Origin of the sequence: Carboxylicivirga mesophila (assembly GCF_018271975.1) — a bacterium.
Taxonomy (GTDB): Bacteria; Bacteroidota; Bacteroidia; order Bacteroidales; family Marinilabiliaceae; genus Carboxylicivirga; species Carboxylicivirga mesophila.
In genome coordinates, this window is sequence record NZ_JAGUCN010000002.1 from 82,548 (window position 1) to 109,303 (window position 26,756).

Below are 26,756 nucleotides of genomic sequence, written 5' to 3' on the forward strand. Positions count from 1 at the left end.
AGATTTGAGCAATTCGCGGTTAATAAAAATAAACAAATTAGGTTTTTACTATAATGAGAACGTTTTTAATCTACCTATTTTTAATGTTGTTGGGTAACCTGGTGCTTGCGCAGATTCAACAAGAGGTGATTACTAAGGTGGATACTTATCCATCCAGGTTTAATCATTACGAGCAACTGAGTAAGCGGGTGATGGCCGATTTTGAGGGGGACTACGACCGGGCAGCTGCCATCTATACCTGGGTGGCCCGGAATATCCAATACGATGCTAAAGCTTTCTTTTCGGGACGGACGATTAAATCAGTCCGATACTCTTATCGTAATGAAGCAGAAAAGATACAAAAGGAGCAAGCTCTGAGAGAAGAGCTCGCCATGGAGACGCTGAAAAAGAAAAAGGCTGTCTGCCAGGGCTACTCCGAATTATATCGATTGGTATGCAGGGCATGTGGTATCAGGTGCGAAGTTATCAGTGGATACTCACGAACAGGCGTAAGCGACATTGGGCAGTCGCGCCCCAAAGCCGATCATGCCTGGAATGCCATACGTATTAATAATAAGTGGCTCTTTGTGGATGCTACCTGGGGAGCCGGCCATGTTAACTATCAGAAGAAGCAGTTTGTGCCCGACTTTACGCCGGCCTACTTTGCCGTCGGAGCCGATGTGTTTGGCTACAACCATTACCCCGAAGACCCCCAATGGAACTTTACGAAACGCACCCTGAAAGACTTTTCGGAACAGCCTTTGGTGTATCATTCCTTCTTTGGAAAAGGCTTTGAACTGGTGTCGCGGCAGGGACAGATCACAAAAGCACGCAAGGGCCAAATTGTTATTGAACTGAAGGCAAGCGGTAATCAACCACATGCTTTCTATTATGCCTTTAGAGACATGAAATACATGCAGCCAGCCAGGGTTGATGAAAAAGGCGCACTGCGCATGCTTACTATCGACCTGGAGAACCGGCGCTCGGGCTACCTCGACATTGTTATCGATGAGGAAATGGTGCTGACCTATCAGGTGAAGTTAAGGTAGATGGGGGCGTTTTGCTTAATTGCTTATTTGTCGAGTTGTTAAGTTGTTACGTTGTCGAATTGTTGGATTGTCGAATTGTTGAGTTGTGAAATTGTTGATTTCTTCGTTAATGCTATCCGGATTGTGCGGCCGGATACTCCCACCTGTTTATTTGATTATTGCGGCCATGGTCAGGTTTTTTTGGTGCGTTTGTAAGTGTTTGTCTGATAAACCAGGTATTTACAAAATGCGTAATCATAAAATTCTTCCGATTTTAAAAATTACGTAAAAGCGTAAAGAATAAATCTAAAGTATTCATTATTTACGTATGTACGGATTCATAGAATCACATCGAACTTATAAAATCCCTAAATACGTAATAGTATATTACCAACTGAATCATAATATACGTAAAACCGTAAAATCTAAATTCTATAGATTTAACGACTTGCGCAAATCAGGAAAGATGGTTATTTTTAGATGGCTCGTATTCAGCATCTAAAAAAGGTGTCGGGGTGCTGCGAGTTGATAATATATAGTGCTGACTATGGTAAAAATGTCCAAACTTCTTCGCGAGATTCGTGCGGTAGATGCCACCTATCTGGTTGAGCAGCTCCATGAACAGTTGGGAGGCACTTCCCTGAGCGATAATCACATTCTGATGATTAGAGCAGAGCTTGAAAAACTGATGGCCGGACTCAAGGAGCAATATCACAAGCAGCGGTATAAATCAACGCTGCAGCAGGCAGATGCTGAACGCGACCAATGCTACCGCGGCCTCTTGTATCTGAATAAGGGCTATGTCCATCATCCTGACAAGAGCCTTAGTACAGCCGCACAGAAGGTGCAACAGGTGCTCGACAAATATGGCTTTGGTTTGGTGAAAAAGAATTACGCGACCCAATCAACCTTGATTGATGCCCTGCTGCGTCAACTGACGCAAGCCGATATGGCTCCCATGGTAGCACAGTTATCGGGCATGAGCGAGCTGATTGAGCAGCTGGATAAAGCACAGCGTAATTTCGAAAGTGCCGAACGCCAATGGCACCAAGCTCGGGTGGAGGAGAGTAAAACGCCCAGCGCCACTGTCCTGAAGTATGATCTAATACAGCTGGTTAACCACAAGCTGGTTATGTACCTGCGTGCCATGGTGCACATCAACCCCGAAAGCTATAAGGCCCTGTACGACGGAGTGGCCCGCAGTATCAAGCAGGCCAACGATGCGGTCCATCGCCGGAAAAGCTCAACAACCGTGAGCTGAACGTATTGTTATTAAACCTATATTTGAAAGAATCTAAACTAACACAAATAATGAATAAGCAAATTTTAATTCTTTTATGTGCCTTATTTGCTATAGGTGCCAGTGTTGTTGCACAATCGCAGGACTCTATCTCTGTTGAAAAGCGTTGGGGTACTGTTTTTACTCAAAATGGAAAAGTACTTAAGCCGCGCCAGTTGCTAGAAATTACGCACAAATCTCCTGAGGCTTATCAATCTATGTTGCAGGCTAAGAAAAACTATGATGCAGGTGCGGTAATCGGATTCATTGGTGGTTTTATGGTTGGATGGCCTTGCGGAACTGCTTTGGCCGGAGGAGACCCCGAATGGGCAATGGCTGGTATTGGCGCTGGATTAATAGCCATTTCTATCCCCTTTTCCACTGCTTATGTAAAGCACACCAAAAGAGCCGTGGCAATATACAATGGCACACTTATAAACGAAACAAAGGAGGTGGCACAAATAAACTTTGGTGCAACATCAGCCGGGATAGGAGTGAAAGTTACTTTCTAGGTAATGTAAACAGTTTTTTTGTAAAAGTTGAAGAATAAAAGCACAGGTTAGTTGAAAACAAGACCTGTACTTTTTAAAATATGTAGACTTCTTAGATGTAAAAATGTCTTAAATCACATATTTCACAAAGCTTTACACCATATCCTTTTAATAAGTTTTACTAATTTCGCGTTTTGAAATCTAAGTAATGAATAGATGATGCCTAACGTGCATCATTTCAACCTTATAATATGGAATACAATTTTAAAGAGTTAGAACAAAAGTGGCAAAAGCACTGGAGCGATAACAAAGTTTACAAAGTGGAGGTGGACAACAGTCGCCCCAAGTACTATGTGTTGGATATGTTTCCTTACCCATCAGGAGCAGGCTTGCACGTAGGACATCCACTCGGTTACATTGCTTCTGATATCTACAGCCGCTACAAGCGATTAAACGGTTTTAACGTGTTGCACCCAATGGGGTATGATGCCTATGGCTTGCCTGCTGAGCAGTATGCTATTCAAACAGGTCAGCACCCGGCTATCACAACTGAAAACAACCTGAACCGCTACCGTGAACAGCTCGATAAAATTGGATTCTGTTACGACTGGGACCGTGAGGTAAAAACCTGCGATCCTGACTATTACCACTGGACACAGTGGGCTTTCATCCAGATGTTCAAGCACTACTACTGCAATCAGGCCAAGCAGGCACGTCCAATCAGCGAGTTGGTTGAGGTGTTTGGTCAAACAGGTACCGAAGGGCTGGACCTGGCTTGCAGCGAAGAGCTGAGCTTTACCGCTGAGGAATGGAAGGCTAAGAGCGATAAGGAGCAGCAGACTATTCTACTCAACTACCGTTTGGCATACCTGGCTGATACAATGGTGAACTGGTGTCCTGCATTAGGTACGGTTTTGGCCAATGATGAGGTGAAGGAAGGTTTGTCTGTGCGTGGTGGTCACCCTGTGGAGCAAAAGGTGATGCGCCAGTGGTCTTTACGTGTGTCGGCCTATGCTGAGCGTTTGCTGGATGGACTGAATAATGTGGATTGGAGCGATTCGCTGAAAGAAATTCAACGTAACTGGATTGGTCGTTCGGAAGGTGCTGAAATGACTTTCAAGGTGAAAGAATCGGATGTGGAGATGGAAATCTTCACCACACGTGCCGATACCGTGTATGGTGTGACCTTTATGGTGCTGGCCCCCGAGAGTGAATTGGTAGATCAACTGACAACACCTGAGCAGCGTGCAGCTGTTGATGCGTATATTGAGGAGACAAAGAAGCGTACCGAGCGTGAGCGCATGGCTGAAGTGAAGAAGGTAACTGGTGTTTTCTCCGGAGCTTATGCTATCAACCCTTTAACCAATGAAGAGATTCCGGTTTGGATCAGCGACTATGTGTTAGCTGGTTACGGAACGGGTGCCATTATGGCTGTGCCGGCGCACGATTCACGTGACTTCGCGTTTGCCAGGCATTTTGAGTTGCCAATCCGACAGGTGGTCATACCGGTAGGAGCTGAGGAAACAGATCCGATGACCTGGGAAGACTCAATTGACTCGAAAGAAGGTACTATGGTTAATTCTGGCATCATCAACGGACTTGATGTGCAGGAGGCCATTGCCAAAACAAAAGAATACATTGCTGAAAAAGGCATTGGTAAAGTTAAGGTGAACTACCGCCTGCGCGATGCCATCTTTAGTCGTCAGCGCTACTGGGGCGAGCCATTCCCTGTGTACTACAAGGATGATATGCCTTACATGCTGGACGAGTCGAAGTTGCCATTGACCTTACCTGAGATTGATAAATATTTGCCAACGGAGCAGGGTGAGCCGCCTTTAGGTCGAGCCAAAAACTGGACAACAGAAGAGGGCTATCCCCTTGAACTAAATACCATGCCGGGCTTTGCCGGTTCATCGGCCTACTACCTGCGCTACATGGACCCCAAGAACAAGGAGAAATTAGTAGGTGAGGAAGCTAACAAGTACTGGCAGGATGTTGACCTGTATATAGGAGGTACCGAGCATGCCACAGGTCACTTGATTTATTCACGTTTCTGGAACAAGTTCCTGTTCGATATTGGCGAGGTAATTAAAGACGAGCCCTACAAGAAGCTGATTAACCAGGGTATGATTCAGGGGCGTTCTAATTTTGTTTATCGCAAAAAGGGTACTAACACATTTGTATCATATAATCTTCGCAAAGAACACGATGTGCAGCCCATTCATGTGGACGTAAATATTGTACGTAACGATGAACTGGATTTGGAAGCCTTCAAAAAATGGAGCCCCGATTATGCCAACGCTGAGTTCATCCTCGAAGATGGGAAATACATCTGTGGCTGGGCCGTTGAAAAAATGTCCAAGTCGATGTATAACGTGGTGAATCCGGATACGATTATTGCTGATTACGGTGCCGATACATTGCGCCTGTATGAAATGTTCCTGGGGCCATTGGAGCAATCTAAGCCTTGGGATACCAATGGTATCGATGGTGTTCATAAGTTCCTGCGCAAAACGTGGCGTTTGTTCTATAAGGATGATGCCTTTGTGGTAAGTGACGAGAAAGCAACGCCGGACGAATTAAAGGTATTACACCGCACTATCAAGAAGATAACTGAAGATGTGGAGCGCTTCTCATTTAATACTTGCGTTAGTGCGTTTATGATTTGTGTGAATGAACTCAATGACCTTAAATGCACCAAGCGTGAGATACTTGAGCCATTGCTGGCCTTACTGGCACCATTTGCTCCTCATATGAGTGAAGAGCTCTGGCATGCTCTTGGGCACAATACTACAGTGTGTGATGCACAGTGGCCTCAATTGAATGAGAGCTATCTGGTGGAGTCTTCAGTGACTTACCCGGTATCGTTCAATGGTAAGATGCGTTTCAAAATCGATCTGCCGGCTGACATGAGTAATGCAGACATTGAGAAATCGGTGATGGAGCATGAGTCAGCAGCCAAATGGTTAGAGGGTAAAACGGTGCGTAAGGTGATCATCGTTCCCAAGAAAATTATCAACATTGTAGTGGCATAAACTATTTGCTAAATAAATTGTATTAAAAGCCTGACATGTTTTATGTTGGGCTTTTTTTAAGTTGAGATTAGCCGGAGCTTTTTTTTATTGTGACCCCATCGCCTTGCGGCACTTCCCCCAAGGGGAAGATTGAATCAATTCTCCCTTTGGGGAGACACCCGAAGGGAGAGGGGGATGAGCTATTAATCATCATTTGAAAGTATTTAAACAGAAAACCATGCAAAACACATCAACCATATTAAAAGAATTCCGAAGCTACCTGATGCTCACAATTGGTTTGGCAATTGGCACCCTGGGGTGGACAGCCTTTCTTATTCCGGCCAAAATTGTTGGGGGAGGCTTAACAGGTATTGCCACTATATTATACTTTGTTGCCGGCTGGGATGTGGGTTTAACCTCATTGATAATTAATATAGGTCTCATCCTTTTGGCTATGCGTATACTGGGTGCTTCATTTGGTATTAAAACCATCTACTGTGTTCTGGTGTTTTCCGGTTTGTTAACACTGCTTCGCCCAATGTTTTCTGAGCCTGTTGTTTCCGAAGTAATGATGAACGCCATCATTGGAGGGATACTTGGCGGAATTGGTGCAGGTATTGTATTTGTAAATGGTGGTAGCACAGGAGGTGTTGATATTATCGCCATGATTATTAATAAGTATAAGAACATCAGTTTGGGGCGTTTGCTGCTTGGAATGGATGTTATCATTATTTCTTCTTCCTTTTTTCTGGTGCAAACGTCGTCAATTGAAACAGTCGTTTATGGTTTTATGACTATGGCTATATTAGCCTATACGGTTGATATGGTGATTTCGGGTAATAAGCAAACGGTACAGTTCTTTATCATCTCCAAAAAGCCGGAAGAGTTAAGGAAGTCGGTTATTTTTGATGCCGAACGAGGGCTGACAATCCTACATGGCACAGGAGGCTACTCAGGAGAAGAGCGCAAGGTGCTGATGGTAATAGCACGAAAAAGTGAGACTCAGGAAGTGTTTAAGGTGGTCAAGCAGATCGACCCGGATGCTTTCATTACCGTAGGAACTGTAATGGGTGTCTATGGTCAGGGTTTCGATAAAATTAAGATATAATTTTTGAGGTATCTGTTGTAACATTAACCGGTGTATTGTTAATTTGCATGCACTTCTAAACAAAACAGGATGACCAAAAAGAAATTATTTATTCCCATTATTGCCGTTTTATTGCTAATTCCAGTTGTTTACCTGTTAGTTAACAGGTATAACCATCCCGTATCGCCGGTGACGGAAGAGACTCTTGACTCATTGGAGGTAATTGAATTACCGGAACCTGATTTGTTGTATGGTTTACCGGTTGATTCATTCCAGATAGAAGAAAATACAGTGAAGCGTAATCAGTTTTTGGCTGATATCTTTCTGAAAGCAGGGGTTGATTATCCAACCATTCATACAATAGTAGAGAAAACAAAACCGGTATTTGATGTACGCAAGATAAAAGTGGGTAATCAATATCACCTGTTTTTTAGCCCTGATACATTAAAGCAACTCAGGCATTTTGTATATGCCATTGATAATACCGATTACATGGTAGTTTCACTTGGTGATTCAATACATGCTTATCGGGATATTAAGGAAACCAGAAAGGAGCTTAAGGTAGCGTCCGGAGTCATTAATTCGTCCTTGTGGGTAACCATGACAGAGAATGATATCAATCCTTTGCTGGCCATTGAGTTGTCTGAAATATTTGCCTGGACGGTTGATTTCTTTGGTATTGAAAAGGGAGATAACTTTAAGGTGTATTACAATGAACTATATGTGGATAGTGTAAGTATTGGAATAGGAGAGATACAGGCAGCTGTTTTTCATCATCGGGGTCGGGATTATTATGCATTCAACTATGAGGAGGATAGTGTAAAGCACTTTTTTGATGAAGAGGGGCAGAGTTTGCGCAAAGCCTTTTTGAAGGCCCCACTGAAGTTCTCACGCATTAGCAGTCGTTTTTCAAATAGTCGCCTGCATCCGGTGCTAAAAATCAGGCGGCCACACCATGGAATTGATTATGCTGCACCAACCGGTACCCCAGTTTATGCTTTGGGTGATGGTCGGGTAATTGCCAGAGACTATCAAAAACGTGGTGGTGGTAATTACATTAAAATTAAGCACAACAGTGTTTATACGACAGTGTATATGCACTTACACGGATTTGCCAAAGGTATTAGCAAGGGTACACAGGTTCGTCAGGGGCAACTCATTGGTTATGTTGGTTCTACCGGATTGTCTACCGGGCCGCATCTTGATTTCAGAGTTTATAAAAATGGTCATCCGGTTGATCCTCTGAAAATTGATGCCCCTCCGGTTAATCCGGTTAAGGAAGAGCATATGCAAGACTATAAAAGTTATATTACACCGCTGAAGCTTAAGGTTGATGCGATCCCTTTGCCAGTATCGGAATAGAAGAGATATGAATGAAACAAGAAAAGGAGCTTAACAGCTCCTTTTCTTGTTTATAATCAATTCAACTTTCATATGTTTTATTCACTGATTGAAATATTGATTCCCGGATAAACTGAGGTTATAAGGTCTTTTAAATAAGTAGTTTCTCGATGGTCTTAGGGAAATATTCATATTCCAGTTGATGCACCTTTGAAGCCACTTCGTCAGACGTGTCACCAGCCAATACTTCACATTTGGCCTGACATATAATATTACCCTCATCGTATTTCTCATTGACATAGTGGATGGTAATACCCGATTCAGATTCGCCATTGGCCACCACCGCTTCATGCACACGCTGACCATACATCCCTTTGCCTCCATATTTAGGCAGAAGTGCCGGATGAATATTGATAATTTTATCAGGAAAGGCATTTACATAGGCACCAGGTACCAGCCAAAGGAAGCCGGCGAGCACAATCAGATCGGGGTCAATCGCGCGTAAATCCTCTAAAACTAAGAGGTTTTGGGCGAATTCTTTTCGACCAAATACCATGCAAGGGACTCCTTGTTGTTTACAACGTTCTATTACATAGGCATTTGGATTGTTTGTATAGACCTTGCTTATTTCGACCTTACCGTTTTCTTTAAAATATTTAACAATGTTTTCCACATTTGATCCGGAGCCGGATGCAAAGAGAACTATCTTTTTCATTTTCTTGTATTTGCGCGTTTAAATAATAGCAAAAATCAGGAACAAAAATAGCCAAAAATGACCATGAAATGTTAATTTCTTTACACGAAGTTTGAATTATTATCCACAAATGTATTTCTTTGCAAAGTTGTTTAAGAACATTTTATTAGTATTAATTTAAAAAAACTTAGAGCTATGTCAGACGTTGCATCAAGAGTAAAAGCAATTATCGTAGACAAGTTGGGAGTTGACGAGACTGAAGTTACACCAGAAGCTAGCTTCACTAACGACTTAGGAGCTGACTCACTTGACACTGTAGAATTAATTATGGAATTCGAAAAGGAATTCAACATTGCTATTCCAGATGATCAGGCTGAGAATATCGGTACAGTAGGTGATGCTGTTGCTTACATCGAAGAAAACGCAAAGTAAGAAAGAGTAGGATACGTTAAAAGTAGTTATGGAGTTAAAAAGAGTAGTTGTTACGGGGCTGGGTGCCATTACCCCGCTGGGTAAGACTGTTGAAGAGACATGGACGAACCTGGTTAATGGAGTAAGTGGTGCTGCACCTATTACTCAATTTGACGCCTCTAAATTCAAAACGCAATTTGCGTGTGAGGTAAAGAACTATGATCCGAAAGAGTATTTTGATCGTAAAGAAGTGCGCAAGCTCGATCTTTACGCTCAATATGCTATGATTGCAGCCGATCAGGCTATTGCTGATGCAAAGCTTGATGCCGACGGGATTGACACTAACGAGGTTGGTGTAATCTGGGGCGCTGGAATCGGCGGATTGAAGACTTTCCTTGATGAAGTGTCAGGATTTGCTAAAGGGGATGGAACACCACGTTTGAGTCCTTTCTTTATTCCGAAAATGATTGCTGATATTGCTCCTGGGCATATTTCAATGAAATATGGTTTCCGTGGACCAAACTTCGGTACAGTTTCGGCTTGTGCTTCATCAACTAACGCAATTGGCGATGCCTATAACTTAATCCGTTTAGGTAAAGCTAAAGCATTTGTAACAGGAGGTTCAGAAGCTGCTATTAATGAAGCCGGTGTTGGCGGATTTAATGCTATGCAAGCTTTGTCAACCCGTAATGATGATCCTAAAACTGCATCTCGTCCATTCGATAAGGAGCGTGATGGATTTGTGATGGGAGAAGGAGGTGCTTCTATTATTCTTGAAGAATATGAGCATGCCGTGGCCCGTGGTGCCAACATCTACTGTGAAATAGTAGGTGCAGGTATGACAGCCGACGCTCATCACTTAACAGCACCGCATCCTGAGGGATTGGGAGCAAAGAGGGTTATGGAAAATGCTTTAAAGGATAACAATATTGATCCAACTGAAGTAGATTATATCAATGTACATGGTACATCTACGCCGTTAGGTGATATTGCTGAAACCAAAGCTATTAAAGAAGTTTTTGGTGAGCATGCCTTTAAATTGAACATCAGTTCAACAAAATCCATGACCGGACACTTGCTTGGAGCAGCCGGGGCTGTAGAGTCTATGGCTTGTATCCTTGCCATTAAGAACGGTATTGTACCGCCAACCATTAACCACTTTGTAGATGATCCGGAAATTGACAATGCGCTGAATTTTACATTTGATAAGGCGCAGGAACGTACTGTTAAAGTGGCTTTATCCAATACATTTGGATTCGGTGGTCACAATGCATCTGTGGTATTTAAAGCATTGTAAAAAGCTGTGATTAAACCGCTTTTGCACATTATAAAACTTTTCTCTCCAAGGAGGGAAAAGTTTTATAGTTTTATAAAGGATGCAACAGGTATAAAGCCTGATAATATTCAAATTTACCAACAGGCTTTTATCCATAAGTCCGCCATGAAAAAGGGGGGGGATAAGCGCTTTGTTAATAATGAACGCCTGGAGTTTTTAGGTGATGCAATGCTTGGAGCCATTGTTGCTGACCAGTTATACAAGCATTTCCCTACAAAAAACGAGGGATTTCTTACCAAAACCCGCTCTCGCATAGTTAATCGCAATCGTCTGAATAAAATCGCATTAAAAATGGGATTAGGCAACTGGATTGATGCACAATCAAAAATTGATATTGCTCAAACCAGTATATTGGGTGATGCTTTAGAAGCATTGATTGGTGCAGTATATGTAGATAAGGGTTATAAGAATTGTGAAAAATTTATAGTTGAGCGTATAATTGATCGCTATATCGATCTGAAAGCGATTGCCAGAAAAGATAGTAATTACAAGTCGTTGCTGATTGAGCTTGGACAAAAGCATAAACGCAGTGTGCACTTTATTACCGAAGAAAAGCATCTGACTGACGCTATAGCACCCACTTTTATTTCTCGGGCTGCTGTAGATGGCGAAGTGATTGGTCAGGGGGAAGGCTTTTCCAAAAAAGAAGCTCAGCAAAATGCCGCTAAAATAGCTCTCAGAGTTTTACGGAATAAGGATGCAAATTAAGTGATTAGCATGCCATTAGAGAAAAGTGCTGTTAATTAATGTTAATTAGAGAGGATAATCCTTTTAGCCTGCTATTTTTGTTTCTATGAGTAAAAAATTCATTCTTGGGCTAACTATAATAATGGCCATAGCATTGGTTGGAATCACATACATTCAGGCCATGTGGATTTTAAATGCTTCAAAGATTGAAGAAGAGCAGTTTGATAAATCTGTCATGCAGGCACTGGATCAGGTGGTTCTGCGCTTAGAGAAGGACGAAGACATGCGGTTTGCCCGCAGTCCGCAGTTTTCATTTGATAACAGTAATGTACCAGCCAAGCTGCGCAGCGATAATAAATATTTTAAGGGAAAAGAAAAAATTGATAATGGTGTTGTTCAGGAAGATATCAGTATTCAGTTTAATCTAAATGCCTCTGGCGTATATAGTTTTTCTCAATATTTCAGAGACTCACTGGTGACTACTTTTCAAGGCAGGACCCAATATATTAGCAGCGAACGGTCGGATCCGTTTACGGGAGCCATGAGTGCCATTCAAAATGAGTGGCGTCGTCGTTACAATAAGCAGCGTGAGGCACAGGAAAAAGCATTACTGCAGGATGAACCAATAGAGAATCGTATTGATGTTTTTCGATTGGAACAATATATATTTCAGCATCTTGAGGAGAAAGGGATAGTGGTGCCGTTTGAGTTTGCTATCATTAATTCGAAAGCGCAAACAGTGCACCAAACCAAGAATTATGAAAAGCATAAGCCTTCTGATTTATATTCATCATTGTTATTCCCCAATGACTATCATAAACAAGCCAATTATCTGAAGTTACATTTTCCAGAGAAGCCAAATCCAATTTTGGAATCTATGGGATTGGTGGTACCATCAGCCGCATTTACACTGATTGTTATTTTACTGTCTATTGTAACCATTATTATTATTGTAAGGCAAAAGCGATTGGATCAGATAAAGAACGACTTTATCAACAACATGACCCATGAGTTTAAAACCCCTATCTCAACCATATCGCTGGCATCGCAGATGTTAAAAGACGGCTCGGTGGCAAAAACGCCTAAGACTTTGCAACACATCTCAGGTGTGATACAAGATGAAAGTAAGCGATTGAGTTTTCAGGTGGAGAAAGTGCTGCAGATGGCTATCTTTGAGAAAGGAAAGTCTGGTCTTAAGCTTAAGCGATTGGATGTAAATGACTTGATACATCATGTAACCAATAACTTCCGTATTAAGGTTGAGAATCAGCAAGGTAAAATATTTGAACGGCTGGAAGCAAAAAACAGCATTATTACCGTAGATGAGGTGCATTTTACAAATGTTATTTATAACTTGCTCGACAATGCCGTTAAATACAGGAAAGGGGCTCCTGTGCTTTATGTAAAAACATGGAACAAAAACAATGGAATCGTTATTTCTGTTAAAGATAATGGCATGGGGATATCAAAGGATAACCTCAAACGAATATTTGAAAAATTTTATCGTGTTCCAACGGGTAATGTGCATAATGTAAAAGGCTTTGGATTAGGTCTTGCATATGTGAAAAAAATCATTGATGACCATGGTGGTCAGATTTCCGTTGAGAGCGAAATAGAAGTTGGCACAAAATTTGACATTTTCCTACCTCTAAAAAACACAAAAGAATGGAAAAAGAATATAAAATCCTCCTAACCGAAGATGATGAGAATCTAGGTATGTTGCTTCGCGAATATTTAGAAGCAAAAGGTTTGAAGACTGATTTATTACCTGATGGCGAAGAAGGCTATAAAGCGTTTATGGCTAACAAATACGATATCTGTATTCTGGATGTTATGATGCCTAAAAAAGATGGGTTTTCATTGGCTAAAGATATCAGAATGGTAAACACTGAAGTGCCAATTATCTTCTTGACTGCTAAGTCGTTAAAGGAAGATATCTTTCAGGGTTTTAAGATAGGGGCCGATGATTATCTGACCAAGCCTTTCAGCATGGAAGAATTATTGTTCCGTATTGAAGCTATCTTACGCCGTACCAAGGGGGGGAATACAGCCCAAGAGTTCTATCAACTTGGAAAATATAAGTTTGATACTCAGAAGCAGCAGCTGATTGAAGGTGAGAATACCATCAAACTGACAACTAAAGAGTCGGAATTGCTCAAGCTATTATGTACCAACGCGAACAAAGTATTAGAGCGTAATTTTGCTTTGAAAACCATTTGGGTAGATGATAACTACTTCAATGCGCGTAGTATGGACGTTTACATCACGAAGCTAAGAAAGCATCTTAAAGATGAGCCAAGTGTTGAAATTATTAATGTACATGGTAAGGGCTATAAGCTTGTAATGTAACAGATACACATTTCGATAAGATATGACACCGTCTGGCCATTGGTCAGGCGTTTTTTTTGTCAGATTTAGTAACTTGGCAATGCAATTGTTAAATTATGGACAAGTTCAGAACAGAAATTACGATTGAACAGGCAGATGAGTTAATCAGCTATGATTCCAGGCTATTGTTTATGGGTAGCTGCTTTGCTTCCAATATCGGTAGTTACTTTACCTCCAATGGTCTGAATGCCTTGGTTAATCCATTTGGAGTATTGTACAATCCGTTTTCGATTGCCAGGTCCTTAGAGCGTATGATCAGACGTCAATCGTTTACCGACGATGATATACTGTTGCATAATGGCGCTCATCATACCTTCTATCATCATAGCCAGTTTAACCATGTTGATAAGGAAAAATTTCTCGATGCGATTAATACATCATTAACGACCAGTGCGGCTTTTCTGGAGCAGGCAGATATGTTAATTATCACATTTGGTACTTCGTGGGTGTATCAACACAATGAGCTTGGTATGGTGGTGTCGAACTGCCATAAATATCCGGCTCGTGATTTTACCCGTTATCGCTTATCGGTAGCCGACATAGTGAGCCGTTACCGCCAGCTGTTAACCACTATTCGTGAGTGCAACCCTAATTTGCGAGTAATTTTTACGGTTAGTCCTGTACGACATTGGAAAGATGGGGCACATGGCAATCAGCTAAGTAAAGCCACATTGCTATTGGCCATTGAGCAGCTCATACAGGAGTGTGATTTTGCTACTTATTTTCCTGCCTATGAATTACTGCTGGATGATTTACGTGACTATCGCTTTTTTGCTGATGATATGCTACACCCTTCCGACAAGGCAGTTGAATATATCCGGGAGAAATTTATTGAATCGCAATTTGACGCTGAGGCAAAAAGTGTGTTAGCTCAATTGTCTAAACTTATTCAGGCCGCTAAACATCGCCCTTTTAATCAAAGCTCTGGAGCTCATCAAACTTTTGTAAGAAATCATATTAAAAAGGTGGAGGATTTTCAGGCTAAATATCCGGCTTTGGAACTTTCACGAATACAGGAGAGCTTCAAAGAACAAATGATATAAAAAAAAGCGACCTTTTGGCCGCTTTTTTGTTCGTATAAAGGTTGTGATTAACCAATAACTTCTTTGTATTGCTCAGCTGTAAGTAAGTCATCTAATTCAGCAGTGTCAGCAATTTGTACTTTAATCATCCAACCGCCGCCAAAAGGCTCTTTGTTAACAAGGTCTGGCTGGTCTTCCAACTCTGGGTTAACCTCTATTACTTTACCAGTAATTGGCATGTACAGGTCAGAAACAGTTTTTACAGCTTCGATAGTACCAAATACTTCTTCTTTATCCAGTTCTTCGTCTTCAGTTTCTATTTCAACAAAAACGATATCGCCCAACTCTCCTTGAGCAAATTCTGTAATACCAATGGTTGCTGTATCACCATCAATTAGAACCCATTCGTGGTCCTTTGTATACTTTAGATTTTCAGGTACATTCATGATTGAACGATTTATTTTATTTACGATGATTCAAATGTAAAGAATTTATTAAAATAATTCTATGACTTGTAAGCGAAGACGATTTCTGTAATCTTTCTTTTTGTGTAATAAAGTCCACTATATCAATGTGTAACAAAAGTAGGTGCGAACAAAACCCTAATAAAAATCATAAATAAAAGTGTGAACAAAAAAGCAATTCAACTGATGGCGCTTTGGGGATTGTTAATTATCCAACTTTATTGTGCCAATGAGAAACGAAAACTCACACCAAAATTAGAGTTAGTTATCGGGTAGGATAACGAAACATACGGTGTATTAACTTTAGTGTCGTAAAATAGCTGCATGTTAAAGCGCTCACTTAAGGCATAATCAGCTGTAAATTTTACGCTTGTAATTTTCAGCCCTGCTGTCAGCTGATTATAATCTTCCTGAATTTTCCGGATAAAGCTAATGTTATCCTGAATGGAAAAGTCGGCGCGGATATTTAAATCGTTACTGATTGACTTCTGGCTGCTCCCTTTCCCGAAAATGAGATTCATTTTATCAAAACGGTAACCTAAACCAATCACCAACTCGTCGTTATAGTTTTCTATCACCTGGTTGTTACCCATACTTAAACTCAGTGTACGGGCTTTTTTAATCTCTGCTCTGGTAGTAATTGAGTTGGTCCAGGTCACATTTACCCCAATCAGTGGACTAAACTGCTCGGTAATAGTGATGGCATTCACATCGTATTCGGTAATGACTCCATCGGCCTCAGGAGGCGTACGTGAGATGTAGGCTCCCATATTGTATGTTGAACGATAGGCATGTGTCAGATCGAATGACTTAATCACCTTTTGGAAAGCCTTTATTCGCGACAATCCGTCATATGTAACGCGCCAGTTAGGTTGTATTCTTGATAGGGATGGAAACTGTTCGGTAAAGATGGAATTGGCGCTCTTACCCGAATATGCTGCCAGGAATGCAGGGATTAATACCTCCTGGTCGTTTAAATCTGTTGTTCCAAGCCGGTTGGCAATAATCTGCCTGTTACTTTTAAACTCATCAAAGGTAGAAGAAGTTAAAGCTCCAGTTCTTTCAGGTTTGTCAAAGGCTGTTTTAAAAGCATTAAAGCTCATTGAGAAACGACCATTGGCAGTGCGCCCGGTTGCTGTTGAGCTGCCCCCAAAATAGTATTCGTTAATATTCCGTTCGTAGCTTCTGTCGGCATTTAAGTCAACCCGTAGCCCACGTATGGGTTCCAGGGTAAACTTAATGGAGAAATCTTCACCATGTGTCATCACATAAGGGTTCACCATGGTTGTATCATCAGTTAACCAGCCATTATTGGCGGCATCAATTGCGAAATTTCTATCTTGCCATCCTAATATAAACGGTACGCCCGGTGCAGTAAAACCAGTTGATGTACCCATAAAGCCAGCAACAGGCGTATAGCCCGGCAGAATGGTTCCGTTCTGTTCCGAATAGGAGACGCTCATGTTTTTAATCGACGTCATTAATAAGGCTGTGTAGTCCACTACCTTTTGCATCGGCGAATTGTTTTCGGTTACAGTACCGGTTACCATCACACGCGCGTTTTCAACTGATTTCTCGGGTACAAACTCCACTTTATTCTTCCCGAGTGTATTCACCTGCCCGCGCACAGGTTTGCCGGTGGCGTCAAATACCCTTACCGAGGTTTCGGTTGTTTTTAGTTTGTGATTGATGGTAATGGCGGCATCCTTATCCAATTTTACGTTGGTTTGGTTATACCTAACGGTGCGTTTACCATCATTATTACTGCTTGTTCTTCTTCTCGATGAACGGTATTTCTTATCCAGTTCATTCAGGTATGATACCTTTTTGTACAAGGTGGTCATGTTTAGCTGACCGTTAGCCTGTACTACATTTGAGTTGCGAATGGTATTTCCCCAATCAGGTGAATCACTCTCGTTTTCAAATAAGGGTTGAGCTTCCCATTGGTACATGCCACGGTACTGAAGTGTGGCAGAGGTAAAGTCAAGCATCGGTATTTTATTGATTGGCAGCGTATAGCTCACATCAAAATTGTGTTGGTAGGTAGTTGTTCGACCCATGCTTTTAATGTTGCGCCAAACTTCATCGCGCCAGTCGTAGTAGGCATCGCGGTCGTAATCTTTATTAACAGCTCCTTCAGGCTCATCAATTCGCGCATTGGTAATGGCCCTGAAATTCAGTTTTAATGATTTGGTAAGGTTGTAGCGCATATCAAAGTGGCGGTTCCAGTCAAAATCCTTAGATACTGTTAAGGCCGGGCTTATAGGTGAACCGGTATTATTGCGCAATTGTATTTCGCGGTACTGCCGGTCAAACTCCCAGCTGTACGATATTTGATTGGGCAGATAGTAGAAATTGAAATCACGAACCAATGCCAGTGCATTACTATTAAAACTCTTCTTAAATGGCTCTACTGCTTTGGGTCGCGCGTTGTAATTATAGGCTAAGATGCCCCTGTAATTTTTATCCGTAGAATGATCAGTATCTACATCGTGCCTGGTTGTTTCGTTATATGAATAGGTCGCAGATATGTTTGAAGGACTATAAAAGTGTACTTTTTCTTTCTTAGGAAGCAATTTGACGTTGGTGAAATTGACGCTTTTACGTTTAATCACATTTTGTGACATATCCTTAATGGAGTCTCTGGCCGCTTCATTTTCCGCATTGTCAAGTGCTACATCTAATGGTATATCCGGGTCGAGCGGATAATACTTAGGACTGGCCACCGATTTTGAGTAGCCAAAGTAGAACGGCACGCTAAGCGCCGATTCAGGCCCAAGCAGTTTGCCAAGTTCCAGGTTGGTGGCAATGTCATACTGGAAGAAATCTTCCTGGCTGCGCTCTTGAACATTCTGGTCTATACTACCCCAGCCTACAGTACTTTTCTTACCAGCAACCGATACATTACCCAGATCTGCCAGTTTAACGGTCATACGGGCATTGGCTGCCCATCCACCTTCTTCATTAAAGTCGGTAAGGCGTAATTCATTCATCCATACTTCTACAGATTTGCTTGTTGAGCCTCTGGTGCGCACCCCCATGGTAATCGTTCGGATGTTACTGAGGTTCGGATTACCTCTCACCGACACAAAGTTGGTTGGCGTTTCTGGGTCGGGCATGATATACACCTGGTTAAATGTAATGCTGGAGCCTTCCTGGCGTTTCTCATCGTTACGACGCAGCTTAACTGTCTGAAACAGCTCAAGCGGTATGTTCATTTCATTCTCCTCGGGCCATACCTTATATCGGTCATCAATATTATTATTGTTATATCTGCCTTTAGGCGTTAATTTTAAAGGTATCTCATATTCATAGTAGTTATCGTTGTAATCACTACCCACCCTGATGAATGCCATCATCTCATTATCCAACAAACCTCTGTCATCCACATCTTCGGCGTGAATAAACATCTTCATACGTTTATACTGACGGATATCGATGCTCACATTTTTATATACTGCACGTGCATCACCACCAGCCAAATCCAACACCTTCAATAGTAATGATTGCTCATTCAATTCACGGAGTTGCGGGTTAGCCGGGTCAATGACACGGTCGATGCCAGGAGGCAGTACATAATTAACAGGCGTCTTTTCTGAACTTTCCTCAATATTTACCACCGATACTTCAAATTTCGTATCGGCATTGCCGGCACCGTTTTCGTAGAGTGATTCGGTGAACTTACGCCAGTCGGCCTTAATAAGGTCGAGCGTTGCCATACGCAGAATGGTGGTGTCGCTAAAACCTTTCATAAACATACGCATGAAGCGTATACTTCTTAAGTCGCGGATGGAACCAATGGTGGCCGTTGGGTTTTGTATAGGTATTCGGAACTGGTACCAATTGGCACGAACGCCATTTTTATCTTCAACTGTACTTTCTCTTTTATCCACAATGTAGGGATTCGCCTCTATACTCATGGTGTTTTTAGAGATAGGAATCTCGTATTGAAAGTAGCTCTCGTTTTCACTAAGCGTATTATCCTCATTGATGTCTTCCATGTCGGGCAGTGCTTTGGCTGCTCGTTTAGTGCCGTCACCTTCAAATTCTGAAGGTAGAGAGTTACCCTCCGGGTTGTTGAATAGCTTATAGCGATCCAGGATGCTCGTCTCATTTTCGTCGTGCATACCACCCAAAAAGTAAAGGTAATCATCCGATGCCGGGTCGGCCAATAGTGCCTGGCGGGCTGCTTCGTCCAAATCACCTCCCATGCTTTCTATAACATTCAGAAAGGCATAGGGTTGTTTCCGGTAGAAATAGCGCTCTTTGGCAGAGTTCATACCATTTAAACCCACATCCTGTGCCAATCGCGTAGCCGGGTCATTACTAAAAGCATTAACCAGGTTTTGCTTACGAGGTACATATCCCCAATTGGTAGAATCCACATCAAAAGGCTCGCCAGGGCCAGGTAAGCCATTCTCAAAAGACTTACGTGTATCTCTTAAAATATCTTCCGAAATATTACCCAGGTTAAAGTAGATTTTACCATCATTTTTTTGAATCCCGTCATCATACACATACGGATCCATCATCCAGAATTCGATGTATTCGATGTTGGCCGCTTCAAAGTCCGGCACATTTACCTGACGCATCATACCACCCCATCGTTCCTCCGGATTTTTAAGCGAACCATCACGATTGATACCATGACCATAATTATCAGTGGCAGCACCGCTTGTTCCGGCGTCAAAGTTATATGGACCTCGTTCGCGCGGGTAGAAGGCAACGTTCAGTACGGGCAGGTTGGTGGGTTGGCCATAGGGAGCTTCCCGGTTGGGGAAAATCTCCTGCTCATATACTTCTCTTACAAAGTGGTTTTTCTTTTGCTCTTCATCTGCTTTAATATGCCCTGGTGTTTGTGTACTCTTTCGTAAAAAAAGTGGATCGATGGTGTACCAGGCAAGACGTGCCCGGTTAATACCTGAATAAAGATTATCAATCAATCCGGCTTCTTTAAAAAGCTCCTCTTGTCCTTGTGGTGTACTGGCCAATTGCCAGGCAAGCCAGTTGCGCATGTCGTAGGGGATACGTGTACCCTCAAAATCATCAATGTACGATGTGCCTGACTCATCGATCACTTTGGGGTGTCCGGGTATCAGCTGGGCAAATTCTCCTTCAAAGGTGACACTCGACATCTCTTTGGTTTCCACCAGTGGCAACTTATCAATGATTTCGGTAATACCCATCGATTCGGTATAGAAAGAGGTATTTAAACCCCAGATGGTGTTAGCTATGGGCTCGTCGCCAATATTTACTTTTTGTGTTAAAGGTCGTTCGCGCAGGTGCATAATGGTACCACCCACATTAAAGTTTTTGTTGAACTGATAATCGAGGTGAGTCCCCATCAGTGTTTTGGTCTGCAAGGCAAACAGCGACTGGTTTTCGAGTGATACCTGGATAGGTGTACCTGATGACAGAATGCCCTGATTGATGATGCGCACCCGCCCCAAAGTGTAATCAACCGTATAGTCCTGGTTTTCGACCAAACGAATACCTCCGGCTGTGACTATGACCGATCCTTGAGGGATATTCATCGCGTTAAGCGAAATTTCAGAACCGGAACTGGATTTATAACGGCCTTTCAGCTTGTACTTGTTGCGCGAGGCATCCTGCTCAGCCAGAATCTGAGTGCTATCGTAAAGTGATTGGAAAACATACTTCTTCACCAGATCTTTATCAGCCAGCGCTCCACCCAGCTGCTTCTCCATATTGCTTCCGAATGGCTCCAATACAGGGAAGATGATTCGTCCGTTATCGGGTTTAATGGTGATGTTATCAACGTAGTCAAATATACCATCGGGTTGAAAATCATTGTTGGAGTTGAGGTTATCCAGATTCATCAAGCGAATGAATAACTGCCCCATTACATTTTCAGGTCCTTCGGGCAGGTAATTGATGTCGCCGCCGGTACTGTCATTGGTGTAGGTGACATTCATGATAAAATCCTCACGATTAATCTGGTAGGCATTAATCGAGTAGATGTTTTTCATCATCAGGTCCCAGGTTGGGTTTTTCTTATTAATGCCCTTTATGATGCCTGGTGACAGGTTGGTGGGCTTTAGCAGTTTAAGAAATAATGTTTGCTCTGCCTCGTTTTGGGAGTTCGAAAATTCACCAACCATAAAGGTTTGCCCGTTGTAGGTGTATTCGTAGGCTATACACAGTACTTCATCGGCATTGAGCGAGGTGTTTAAAGAGATATAACCCAATTTGGGATGCACCGAATATTCAGTGTCGGATAGTTTGCGGGCATTCTCCAGCTTTTCATAGTCAATGGCGTTGTAGAAATAATTGTTTTCGAGCGGAGCCAGTGTGGCAGTTACCTTGTTAATGTCGCGCACAGCGTTATATGTCGAATTCATTTGAGCATACAGGTTGTTGGCTTCATTACGCGGCGAAACATTAAGCTGCCCGCCCCACAGGCTAGTGTTGTGCGTGTGCTGGCGGTTTTCTCCTAAATCGACAAATCCAACAATGTTGCGAGATTCCTTTACATCGCTGCGATTATTAGTGACCCATACTTCAACACGTGTAACGTTAATGGGACTGTTGATAAGTGGGAGGCGCTCCAGTGCTTTATCGTAATTATCTCTGAAATACTTACTCAAAAAGAAGTGACGGTTACGATCGTATCTATCGGCATGTATTTCAAACTCCTGAGTTTGCGCGCCACCTTCTATACTCATTACAGATGTTTCTCCTTTTTGCTGCGAGAAGATACTTGTTACGGTAAGCTTACCAAATTGCATTTCCGTCTTTACCCCAAACAGGCTTTGGCTACCCGTAATTAGTGTTCCGGGAAGTGGCAGTGTTACGTTACCGGCTTCTACTTTTTTCAGAATATCATCCTCACCTCCTTCGTATTCAAGGTTAATCTGGTTTTCAAAATCAAAAGTAGCTTCTGTATTGTAGTTAACGCCCAATTTCAGTTTTTCACCAATACTTCCACTCAGGTTCATTTGTATTTTCTCCTGAAAATCGAAGGTGGTGGTTTTTCGTAAGCGCTCCTGTAATGTCGGGTTATCTATTTTGGTGTGCTGAATACCTACTTTAAGTTCTGCCATGCCCTGCAGGCGCACATTAATGGCATTACTGCCAAATATCCCTTCAAATGCCTCTCCGCCAACATTCTTCCACATCTGGTTGAAAACTGAGTTGTCGCCATACTGGTTGGCCTCTTCCTGCTGTTTCTGTCGCCAGTAGGAGATAACTGATTTACGTGTGTCGTAGTCGAGGTAATCATCAAGTGGCATGGAGTAGGGCAGCCTCACATCCATGTTGCCTACTTTACGGTATAGGGTAACATTGCCTGTTTTATAGTCATACTCGGCCCGGTAATCCATGTTTGAAGGATCGCTGAGGTTGAGTCCGCCTTGCTCTTCTTCTTCCAGCAACGGATTACCACTGTTATCGCTAATCTGGTACTTAAGATCAACGGGCTCTGTTACTTTAAGTGAGTCGGGTTGCTGGAAGTATATTTCTTTATAGTTACTGGTTGTACCATGCGATGATGAAGTACTACCAACGGCAAACGTGATGGTTAATACAATAAAGGCAATCGTATATTGTAGCGTTTTTCTCAAAGATTCAATGTAATGTGAATAATTACATAATTTTAAGGGCTTGCTTAATCAAGTCTTCCACCTTTAAGTCGGGTGATTGAGCCAAAAGCTTGTCAAGAGCTTTCTGGGCGCTTGCTTTGGCAAAGCCTAGCATTACTAATGCAGATAACGCTTCTTCGCGGATAGTATTGTCTTGTGTTGCGAAAATTTTCTGATCGATTGGCTCTTTACTTAATTTATCTTTCAGATCGACAATTACACGTTGGGCTGTTTTGGCACCAATACCTTTTACGCCTTTAATGACATTTACATTACCGGTAAGTATAGCGCCACTCAACTCTTCTGGTGTAAGTGATGAAAGCATCATGCGCGCGGTATTAGCTCCAATGCCCGAAACCGAAATAAGGTGACGAAACAAATCGCGTTCCGATGGATCGGCGAAGCCATATAAAGCAAAGGCATCCTCGCGTATGTTCTCGTGAATAAATAGCTGGGCTTCCTTTTTACCATCGAGGCGCGAAAAAGTATTGAGCGAAATGTGTAATAAATAGCCTATGCCATTAACATCAATAATAACATGGGCAGGACTAGATTCGGCAATTTTGCCACTGATATACTCGTACATTATGAATTAGGTTATGCTGTAAAGATATAAATGAAATAGCTGATGCAAAAACTTTTCACATCAGCTATTTTATTTACTGTTTATTTTTTAGTGGATTCCAGCCCTGTGCCTGTAATTCCACTTCCTGGTCGGCATTGGTAACCAGGTAGCTCCCTTTGCTTTCTTCGGTGATATGGCCTATGATGTAGATATTCACATCGCCTGCATCTTTAAATTTCTCGTAATCGCTCTGGCTGATTGTAAAGAGCAGCTCATAGTCTTCGCCACCATTCAATGCAGTCACCAGCGGGTTAATGCCCATTTCTTCGGCCAGCATTGCAGTGGTAGGATCAACAGGGATTTTGTTCTCATACACCCTGCAGCCGGTTTTTGACTGAGAACATATATGCATCAGCTCGCTTGATAAGCCATCTGAAATATCTATCATAGCTGTTGGTACTACCTCCAGTTTCTGCAGCAGCTCTGTTACTTCTTTACGTGCTTCTGGTTTAAGCTGGCGACCCAAAATATAATCGAATCCGCTCAAATCGGGTTGAACGCCAGGGTTATCTGAATACACTCTCTTTTCACGTTCCAAAAGTTGTAACCCCATGTAAGCACCACCCAAATCACCTGAAACACAAATGAGATCATTTGGTTTGGCACCGTTACGATAGGTTAATTTGTTGGCATCAGCCTCACCCATGGCAGTAACACTTATGGTAAGCCCGGTTAATGAAGAGCTGGTGTCACCACCAACCAAATCAACATTATAATAGTCGCAGGCGGCATATATGCCTTCGTAAAGTTCATCCAATGCTTCAACCGACATTTTTGAGCTTAAGCCAAGCGATACAGTAATCTGCTTTGGGGTTGCATTCATGGCATAAACATCACTCACGTTAACCACTACCGCTTTATAGCCAAGATGCTTAAGTGGGGTGTAGGTTAAGTCAAAATGAATGCCCTCCAATAAAAGGTCTGTTGTAACAACTGTTTTCTTATCGCTAAAATCTAACACAGCCGCATCGTCGCCAACGCCCTTAATGGTTGTAGGGTGTTTTAACTTGATGTTATCTGTCAGATGGTGTATTAATCCAAACTCGCCTAATTGTCCTAACTCCGTTTTTTTAACCTCGCTCATAGATGCTATTTTAAATAAGTGGCAAAATTAAGAATTGATTGGATGTGCCACAAAGGTTTAAATCTATTTTATTACACCTTTTAATTCTTTTTGACTTTTTAGGCTAGAAGTTGAGTTGTGAATGGCATAGTGCTTGCTTTATTACTTTTGATTTTTTCATAGATTTGGGTTTAGGTTATTGATAAAGCGTTTCTGTAAAATTGCAGAAACGCTTTTTTTTAATTGTGTTTGTGTTCTGCTAGCCTGTATTTTAGGAGGGTTTTGAGGTTTATGACTGCGTTTTTATAATTAAAAAAGTTTGCATGCTAATATTTAATAGTCTATATTTGCATCCGCATTTGAGACAGATAACAAGCGTGTTATTAAGATATATTGCGGGGTGGAGCAGTTGGTAGCTCGTTGGGCTCATAACCCAAAGGTCGTCCGTTCGAGTCGGGCCCCCGCTACTACAAGTCGAAAAGCAACCAACTTTTCGACTTTATTTTTGAAAATATTGTTTACGCAATTAAGATATATTGCGGGGTGGAGCAGTTGGTAGCTCGTTGGGCTCATAACCCAAAGGTCGTCCGTTCGAGTCGGGCCCCCGCTACTAAGAAGCCGGAAGATGTATTTCTTTCGGCTTTTTTATTTTATAAGATTTCAATAGTTTATAACTCCCACCCAAATCCTGTAGCAAAGACATAATCTGATTCAGATGCACCTTCAACCGGACGATTATCGTAGTTAAGGGTGATACCCAGTTTGATATAGAAATCTTTTGGCAAGTCATATTTGATATCAAAATTAAAATCTGAGCGCCAGCGACCAGATTCTGTTATGCCCGGGTAAAGTGCTATTTTAGAGCGAAGGCTAAGATCGCCTGTGTCAAATAAATTCACCTCAGTATCCAGAAATCCTTCCAGACTTTGGCGATCATCAGCCGAATTCTCGTAACGTTCGCTGTTGAATGAGGCGCCAATGGAGATATTCCAGTAAGCAGCATTGGTTTGAATAATATAGGTACCTGCACCTAGCTTGCCATTGGTACGTAAGAGTATTTTTTGTTCGGTATTTGATAAGAAACTGGTTGATAATCCGCTAAACCAGTTTCTCTGGAAATAGTATCTGAATCCAACACCAGCATCGTTTCTGCTAACTTTGCTGACGCTATCCTGATTAGATGTAAAGGCATTGTAATATGTGTTTATGGACCACATTTCGGCACGGTAGCCTAAATTACTTCGCAATGATGCCTGGCGTAGGTTATTAGCTTTGGTTAAATCCCAGCCAAAATCAATGGAAGCATTCATTTTACTCCAGAAATTCCGGTCAACCGATTCCATAAATACAATTGATTCAGGCGAAACCAAGGTTGTACCTTCGTTTAAGGTGATTATTTCAATCTGCAGGTCGCTTGTGGAATTGATTTTGCCATTAAATCGCCGACCATCCGATAGTGTAATCAGAAAGTAAGTTTCTGTTGATATGGACTTGATGCCATCCCACTCAATTGCAAAATCGGCATCGCTGTAATCGGTTTCTATTTTTAGTACACCTTGACTCATGCCTTTTACTTCACCTATCATTGAATCATTGTTCATAAGTACCAGGCTATCTTGTTGTGCATATACTCTCATAAATAAAATAGATAGGAAAGTCAGGAATATTAATCTTCTCATAATAGTTGGGTTTTTAGTTCCTGGCTAATATCCAAAGTATTAAAATGAAATTCAAGGAACTTGATGAGTTTTATGGCTGCCTGATAGGATGGATGAAGGCTCAGGATTAGTGGATAATATGGGGGAATCATTTGTATGGCTATCTGTGGTGCCCAATAACGTTTTGAGACATTCAGATTGATGCATCCAAATAATTTTCTAACTTTGGCGTCCGTTTGGCCCCGTAGTTCAACGGATAGAATGTAGGATTCCGGTTCCTATGATGTGGGTTCGATTCCCGCCGGGGTCACTGTGATAATCTCATAATAAGCTAATTATTAGTTTTTTATGAGATTTTTTATTTTCATAACACACAGTATTGCACACATTTTTAAGTTGAATAAATGAAACAATGAGACAGTAGTTTTCTGCCATATTGTTCCTCGCTTCCTCCTCCAAAAGCTAAACTACATTTCAATAAATTTCAAGGGTAGATAAACGGTGTCGTGCCGCCACCGCCCTTGCTATTTATTTCCATGCGGTTTTTTGCTTCTTACGGAGGAGCGATACACTATAAGGCAGAAAAAC

At 41.9% G+C, this 26,756-nt stretch carries 18 protein-coding genes and 3 tRNA genes; 15 read left to right on the forward strand and 6 right to left on the reverse strand.

The window, feature by feature from the left end; all coding sequences use genetic code 11:
• Positions 1-53 precede the first annotated feature (53 nt).
• From KEM09_RS02435 to KEM09_RS02460, 6 genes are all read left to right on the forward strand, one after another.
• Positions 54-1,028, forward strand: a complete 975-nt coding sequence (locus KEM09_RS02435; RefSeq protein WP_212224946.1) for a transglutaminase domain-containing protein — start codon at positions 54-56, stop codon at positions 1,026-1,028.
• Positions 1,029-1,563: 535 nt separating this feature from the next.
• Positions 1,564-2,268 (forward strand): DUF6261 family protein, encoded by a 705-nt coding sequence (locus KEM09_RS02440; RefSeq protein WP_212224954.1) that lies wholly within the window; start codon positions 1,564-1,566, stop codon positions 2,266-2,268.
• A gap of 50 nt (positions 2,269-2,318) precedes the next feature.
• Positions 2,319-2,798 (forward strand): hypothetical protein, encoded by a 480-nt coding sequence (locus tag KEM09_RS02445; protein WP_212224956.1) that lies wholly within the window; start codon positions 2,319-2,321, stop codon positions 2,796-2,798.
• Positions 2,799-3,028: 230 nt separating this feature from the next.
• Positions 3,029-5,812 (forward strand): leucine--tRNA ligase, encoded by a 2,784-nt coding sequence (gene leuS, locus KEM09_RS02450; RefSeq protein WP_212224970.1) that lies wholly within the window; start codon positions 3,029-3,031, stop codon positions 5,810-5,812.
• A gap of 217 nt (positions 5,813-6,029) precedes the next feature.
• The gene (locus tag KEM09_RS02455) at positions 6,030-6,899 is read left to right on the forward strand and encodes a YitT family protein (protein WP_212224972.1); all 870 of its coding nucleotides are present in this window, start codon (positions 6,030-6,032) and stop codon (positions 6,897-6,899) included.
• 69 nt (positions 6,900-6,968) lie between these two features.
• Positions 6,969-8,240, forward strand: a complete 1,272-nt coding sequence (locus KEM09_RS02460; RefSeq protein ID WP_212224974.1) for a M23 family metallopeptidase — start codon at positions 6,969-6,971, stop codon at positions 8,238-8,240.
• Between the two features lie 130 nt (positions 8,241-8,370).
• On the opposite strand, the gene purN is transcribed toward KEM09_RS02460, so the two are convergent.
• On the reverse strand, positions 8,371-8,934 hold the full coding sequence (gene purN, locus KEM09_RS02465) for a phosphoribosylglycinamide formyltransferase (protein ID WP_212224976.1): 564 nt from the start codon (positions 8,932-8,934) through the stop codon (positions 8,371-8,373).
• Positions 8,935-9,108: 174 nt separating this feature from the next.
• Here purN and KEM09_RS02470 point away from each other — a divergent pair, with 174 nt between their 5' ends.
• The 6 genes from KEM09_RS02470 to KEM09_RS02495 all read left to right on the forward strand — a co-directional run bounded on the left by KEM09_RS02470 (position 9,109) and on the right by KEM09_RS02495 (position 14,778).
• The gene (locus tag KEM09_RS02470; protein ID WP_200466673.1) at positions 9,109-9,345 is read left to right on the forward strand and encodes an acyl carrier protein; all 237 of its coding nucleotides are present in this window, start codon (positions 9,109-9,111) and stop codon (positions 9,343-9,345) included.
• A 28-nt stretch (positions 9,346-9,373) separates the two neighbouring features.
• On the forward strand, positions 9,374-10,621 hold the full coding sequence (gene fabF / locus KEM09_RS02475; protein WP_212224984.1) for a beta-ketoacyl-ACP synthase II: 1,248 nt from the start codon (positions 9,374-9,376) through the stop codon (positions 10,619-10,621).
• Between the two features lie 6 nt (positions 10,622-10,627).
• On the forward strand, positions 10,628-11,368 hold the full coding sequence (gene rnc / locus KEM09_RS02480) for a ribonuclease III (RefSeq protein ID WP_212224986.1): 741 nt from the start codon (positions 10,628-10,630) through the stop codon (positions 11,366-11,368).
• An 85-nt stretch (positions 11,369-11,453) separates the two neighbouring features.
• Positions 11,454-13,040 carry a sensor histidine kinase gene (locus KEM09_RS02485; RefSeq protein WP_212224988.1) on the forward strand — a complete coding sequence of 529 codons (1,587 nt, stop codon included), beginning with the start codon at positions 11,454-11,456 and terminating at the stop codon, positions 13,038-13,040.
• On the forward strand, positions 13,013-13,696 hold the full coding sequence (gene rprY, locus KEM09_RS02490; protein WP_212192951.1) for a response regulator transcription factor RprY: 684 nt from the start codon (positions 13,013-13,015) through the stop codon (positions 13,694-13,696). The genes KEM09_RS02485 and rprY overlap by 28 nt, the downstream gene beginning before the upstream one ends.
• Positions 13,697-13,791: 95 nt before the next feature.
• Entirely contained in the window at positions 13,792-14,778 is a 987-nt protein-coding gene (locus KEM09_RS02495; RefSeq protein WP_212224990.1) for a GSCFA domain-containing protein, read from the forward strand.
• Between the two features lie 47 nt (positions 14,779-14,825).
• On the opposite strand, the gene gcvH is transcribed toward KEM09_RS02495, so the two are convergent.
• From gcvH to thiL, 4 genes are all read right to left on the reverse strand, one after another.
• Positions 14,826-15,203, reverse strand: a complete 378-nt coding sequence (gene gcvH, locus KEM09_RS02500; RefSeq protein WP_212224992.1) for a glycine cleavage system protein GcvH — start codon at positions 15,201-15,203, stop codon at positions 14,826-14,828.
• A 236-nt stretch (positions 15,204-15,439) separates the two neighbouring features.
• Positions 15,440-22,804 (reverse strand): T9SS outer membrane translocon Sov/SprA, encoded by a 7,365-nt coding sequence (gene sov, locus KEM09_RS02505; protein ID WP_212225006.1) that lies wholly within the window; start codon positions 22,802-22,804, stop codon positions 15,440-15,442.
• 22 nt (positions 22,805-22,826) lie between these two features.
• Positions 22,827-23,408 (reverse strand): Holliday junction branch migration protein RuvA, encoded by a 582-nt coding sequence (gene ruvA / locus KEM09_RS02510; RefSeq protein ID WP_212225008.1) that lies wholly within the window; start codon positions 23,406-23,408, stop codon positions 22,827-22,829.
• A gap of 73 nt (positions 23,409-23,481) precedes the next feature.
• Positions 23,482-24,531 (reverse strand): thiamine-phosphate kinase, encoded by a 1,050-nt coding sequence (thiL, locus tag KEM09_RS02515; protein ID WP_212225016.1) that lies wholly within the window; start codon positions 24,529-24,531, stop codon positions 23,482-23,484.
• A 373-nt stretch (positions 24,532-24,904) separates the two neighbouring features.
• Here thiL and KEM09_RS02520 point away from each other — a divergent pair.
• Positions 24,905-24,977 (forward strand) — tRNA-Met (locus KEM09_RS02520).
• A 70-nt stretch (positions 24,978-25,047) separates the two neighbouring features.
• A tRNA-Met gene (locus KEM09_RS02525) sits at positions 25,048-25,120 on the forward strand.
• Between the two features lie 58 nt (positions 25,121-25,178).
• On the opposite strand, the gene KEM09_RS02530 is transcribed toward KEM09_RS02525, so the two are convergent.
• Positions 25,179-26,189 carry a DUF481 domain-containing protein gene (locus tag KEM09_RS02530; RefSeq protein WP_212225018.1) on the reverse strand — a complete coding sequence of 337 codons (1,011 nt, stop codon included), beginning with the start codon at positions 26,187-26,189 and terminating at the stop codon, positions 25,179-25,181.
• Between the two features lie 217 nt (positions 26,190-26,406).
• Here KEM09_RS02530 and KEM09_RS02535 point away from each other — a divergent pair.
• Positions 26,407-26,478, forward strand: a tRNA-Arg gene (locus KEM09_RS02535).
• Positions 26,479-26,756: the final 278 nt, after the last annotated feature.

What these genes read in the sequence shown, in the direction of transcription:
- KEM09_RS02435 (WP_212224946.1), top strand. Translation starts at nt 54, where the DNA reads ATGAGAACGTTTTTAATCTACCTATTTTTAATGTTGTTGGGTAACCTG.
- KEM09_RS02440 (WP_212224954.1), top strand. Translation starts at nt 1,564, where the DNA reads ATGTCCAAACTTCTTCGCGAGATTCGTGCGGTAGATGCCACCTATCTG.
- KEM09_RS02445 (WP_212224956.1), top strand. Translation starts at nt 2,319, where the DNA reads ATGAATAAGCAAATTTTAATTCTTTTATGTGCCTTATTTGCTATAGGT.
- leuS (WP_212224970.1), top strand. Translation starts at nt 3,029, where the DNA reads ATGGAATACAATTTTAAAGAGTTAGAACAAAAGTGGCAAAAGCACTGG.
- KEM09_RS02455 (WP_212224972.1), top strand. Translation starts at nt 6,030, where the DNA reads ATGCAAAACACATCAACCATATTAAAAGAATTCCGAAGCTACCTGATG.
- KEM09_RS02460 (WP_212224974.1), top strand. Translation starts at nt 6,969, where the DNA reads ATGACCAAAAAGAAATTATTTATTCCCATTATTGCCGTTTTATTGCTA.
- purN (WP_212224976.1), bottom strand. Translation starts at nt 8,934, where the DNA reads ATGAAAAAGATAGTTCTCTTTGCATCCGGCTCCGGATCAAATGTGGAA.
- KEM09_RS02470 (WP_200466673.1), top strand. Translation starts at nt 9,109, where the DNA reads ATGTCAGACGTTGCATCAAGAGTAAAAGCAATTATCGTAGACAAGTTG.
- fabF (WP_212224984.1), top strand. Translation starts at nt 9,374, where the DNA reads ATGGAGTTAAAAAGAGTAGTTGTTACGGGGCTGGGTGCCATTACCCCG.
- KEM09_RS02485 (WP_212224988.1), top strand. Translation starts at nt 11,454, where the DNA reads ATGAGTAAAAAATTCATTCTTGGGCTAACTATAATAATGGCCATAGCA.
- rprY (WP_212192951.1), top strand. Translation starts at nt 13,013, where the DNA reads ATGGAAAAAGAATATAAAATCCTCCTAACCGAAGATGATGAGAATCTA.
- KEM09_RS02495 (WP_212224990.1), top strand. Translation starts at nt 13,792, where the DNA reads ATGGACAAGTTCAGAACAGAAATTACGATTGAACAGGCAGATGAGTTA.
- gcvH (WP_212224992.1), bottom strand. Translation starts at nt 15,203, where the DNA reads ATGAATGTACCTGAAAATCTAAAGTATACAAAGGACCACGAATGGGTT.
- ruvA (WP_212225008.1), bottom strand. Translation starts at nt 23,408, where the DNA reads ATGTACGAGTATATCAGTGGCAAAATTGCCGAATCTAGTCCTGCCCAT.
- thiL (WP_212225016.1), bottom strand. Translation starts at nt 24,531, where the DNA reads ATGAGCGAGGTTAAAAAAACGGAGTTAGGACAATTAGGCGAGTTTGGA.
- KEM09_RS02530 (WP_212225018.1), bottom strand. Translation starts at nt 26,189, where the DNA reads ATGAGAAGATTAATATTCCTGACTTTCCTATCTATTTTATTTATGAGA.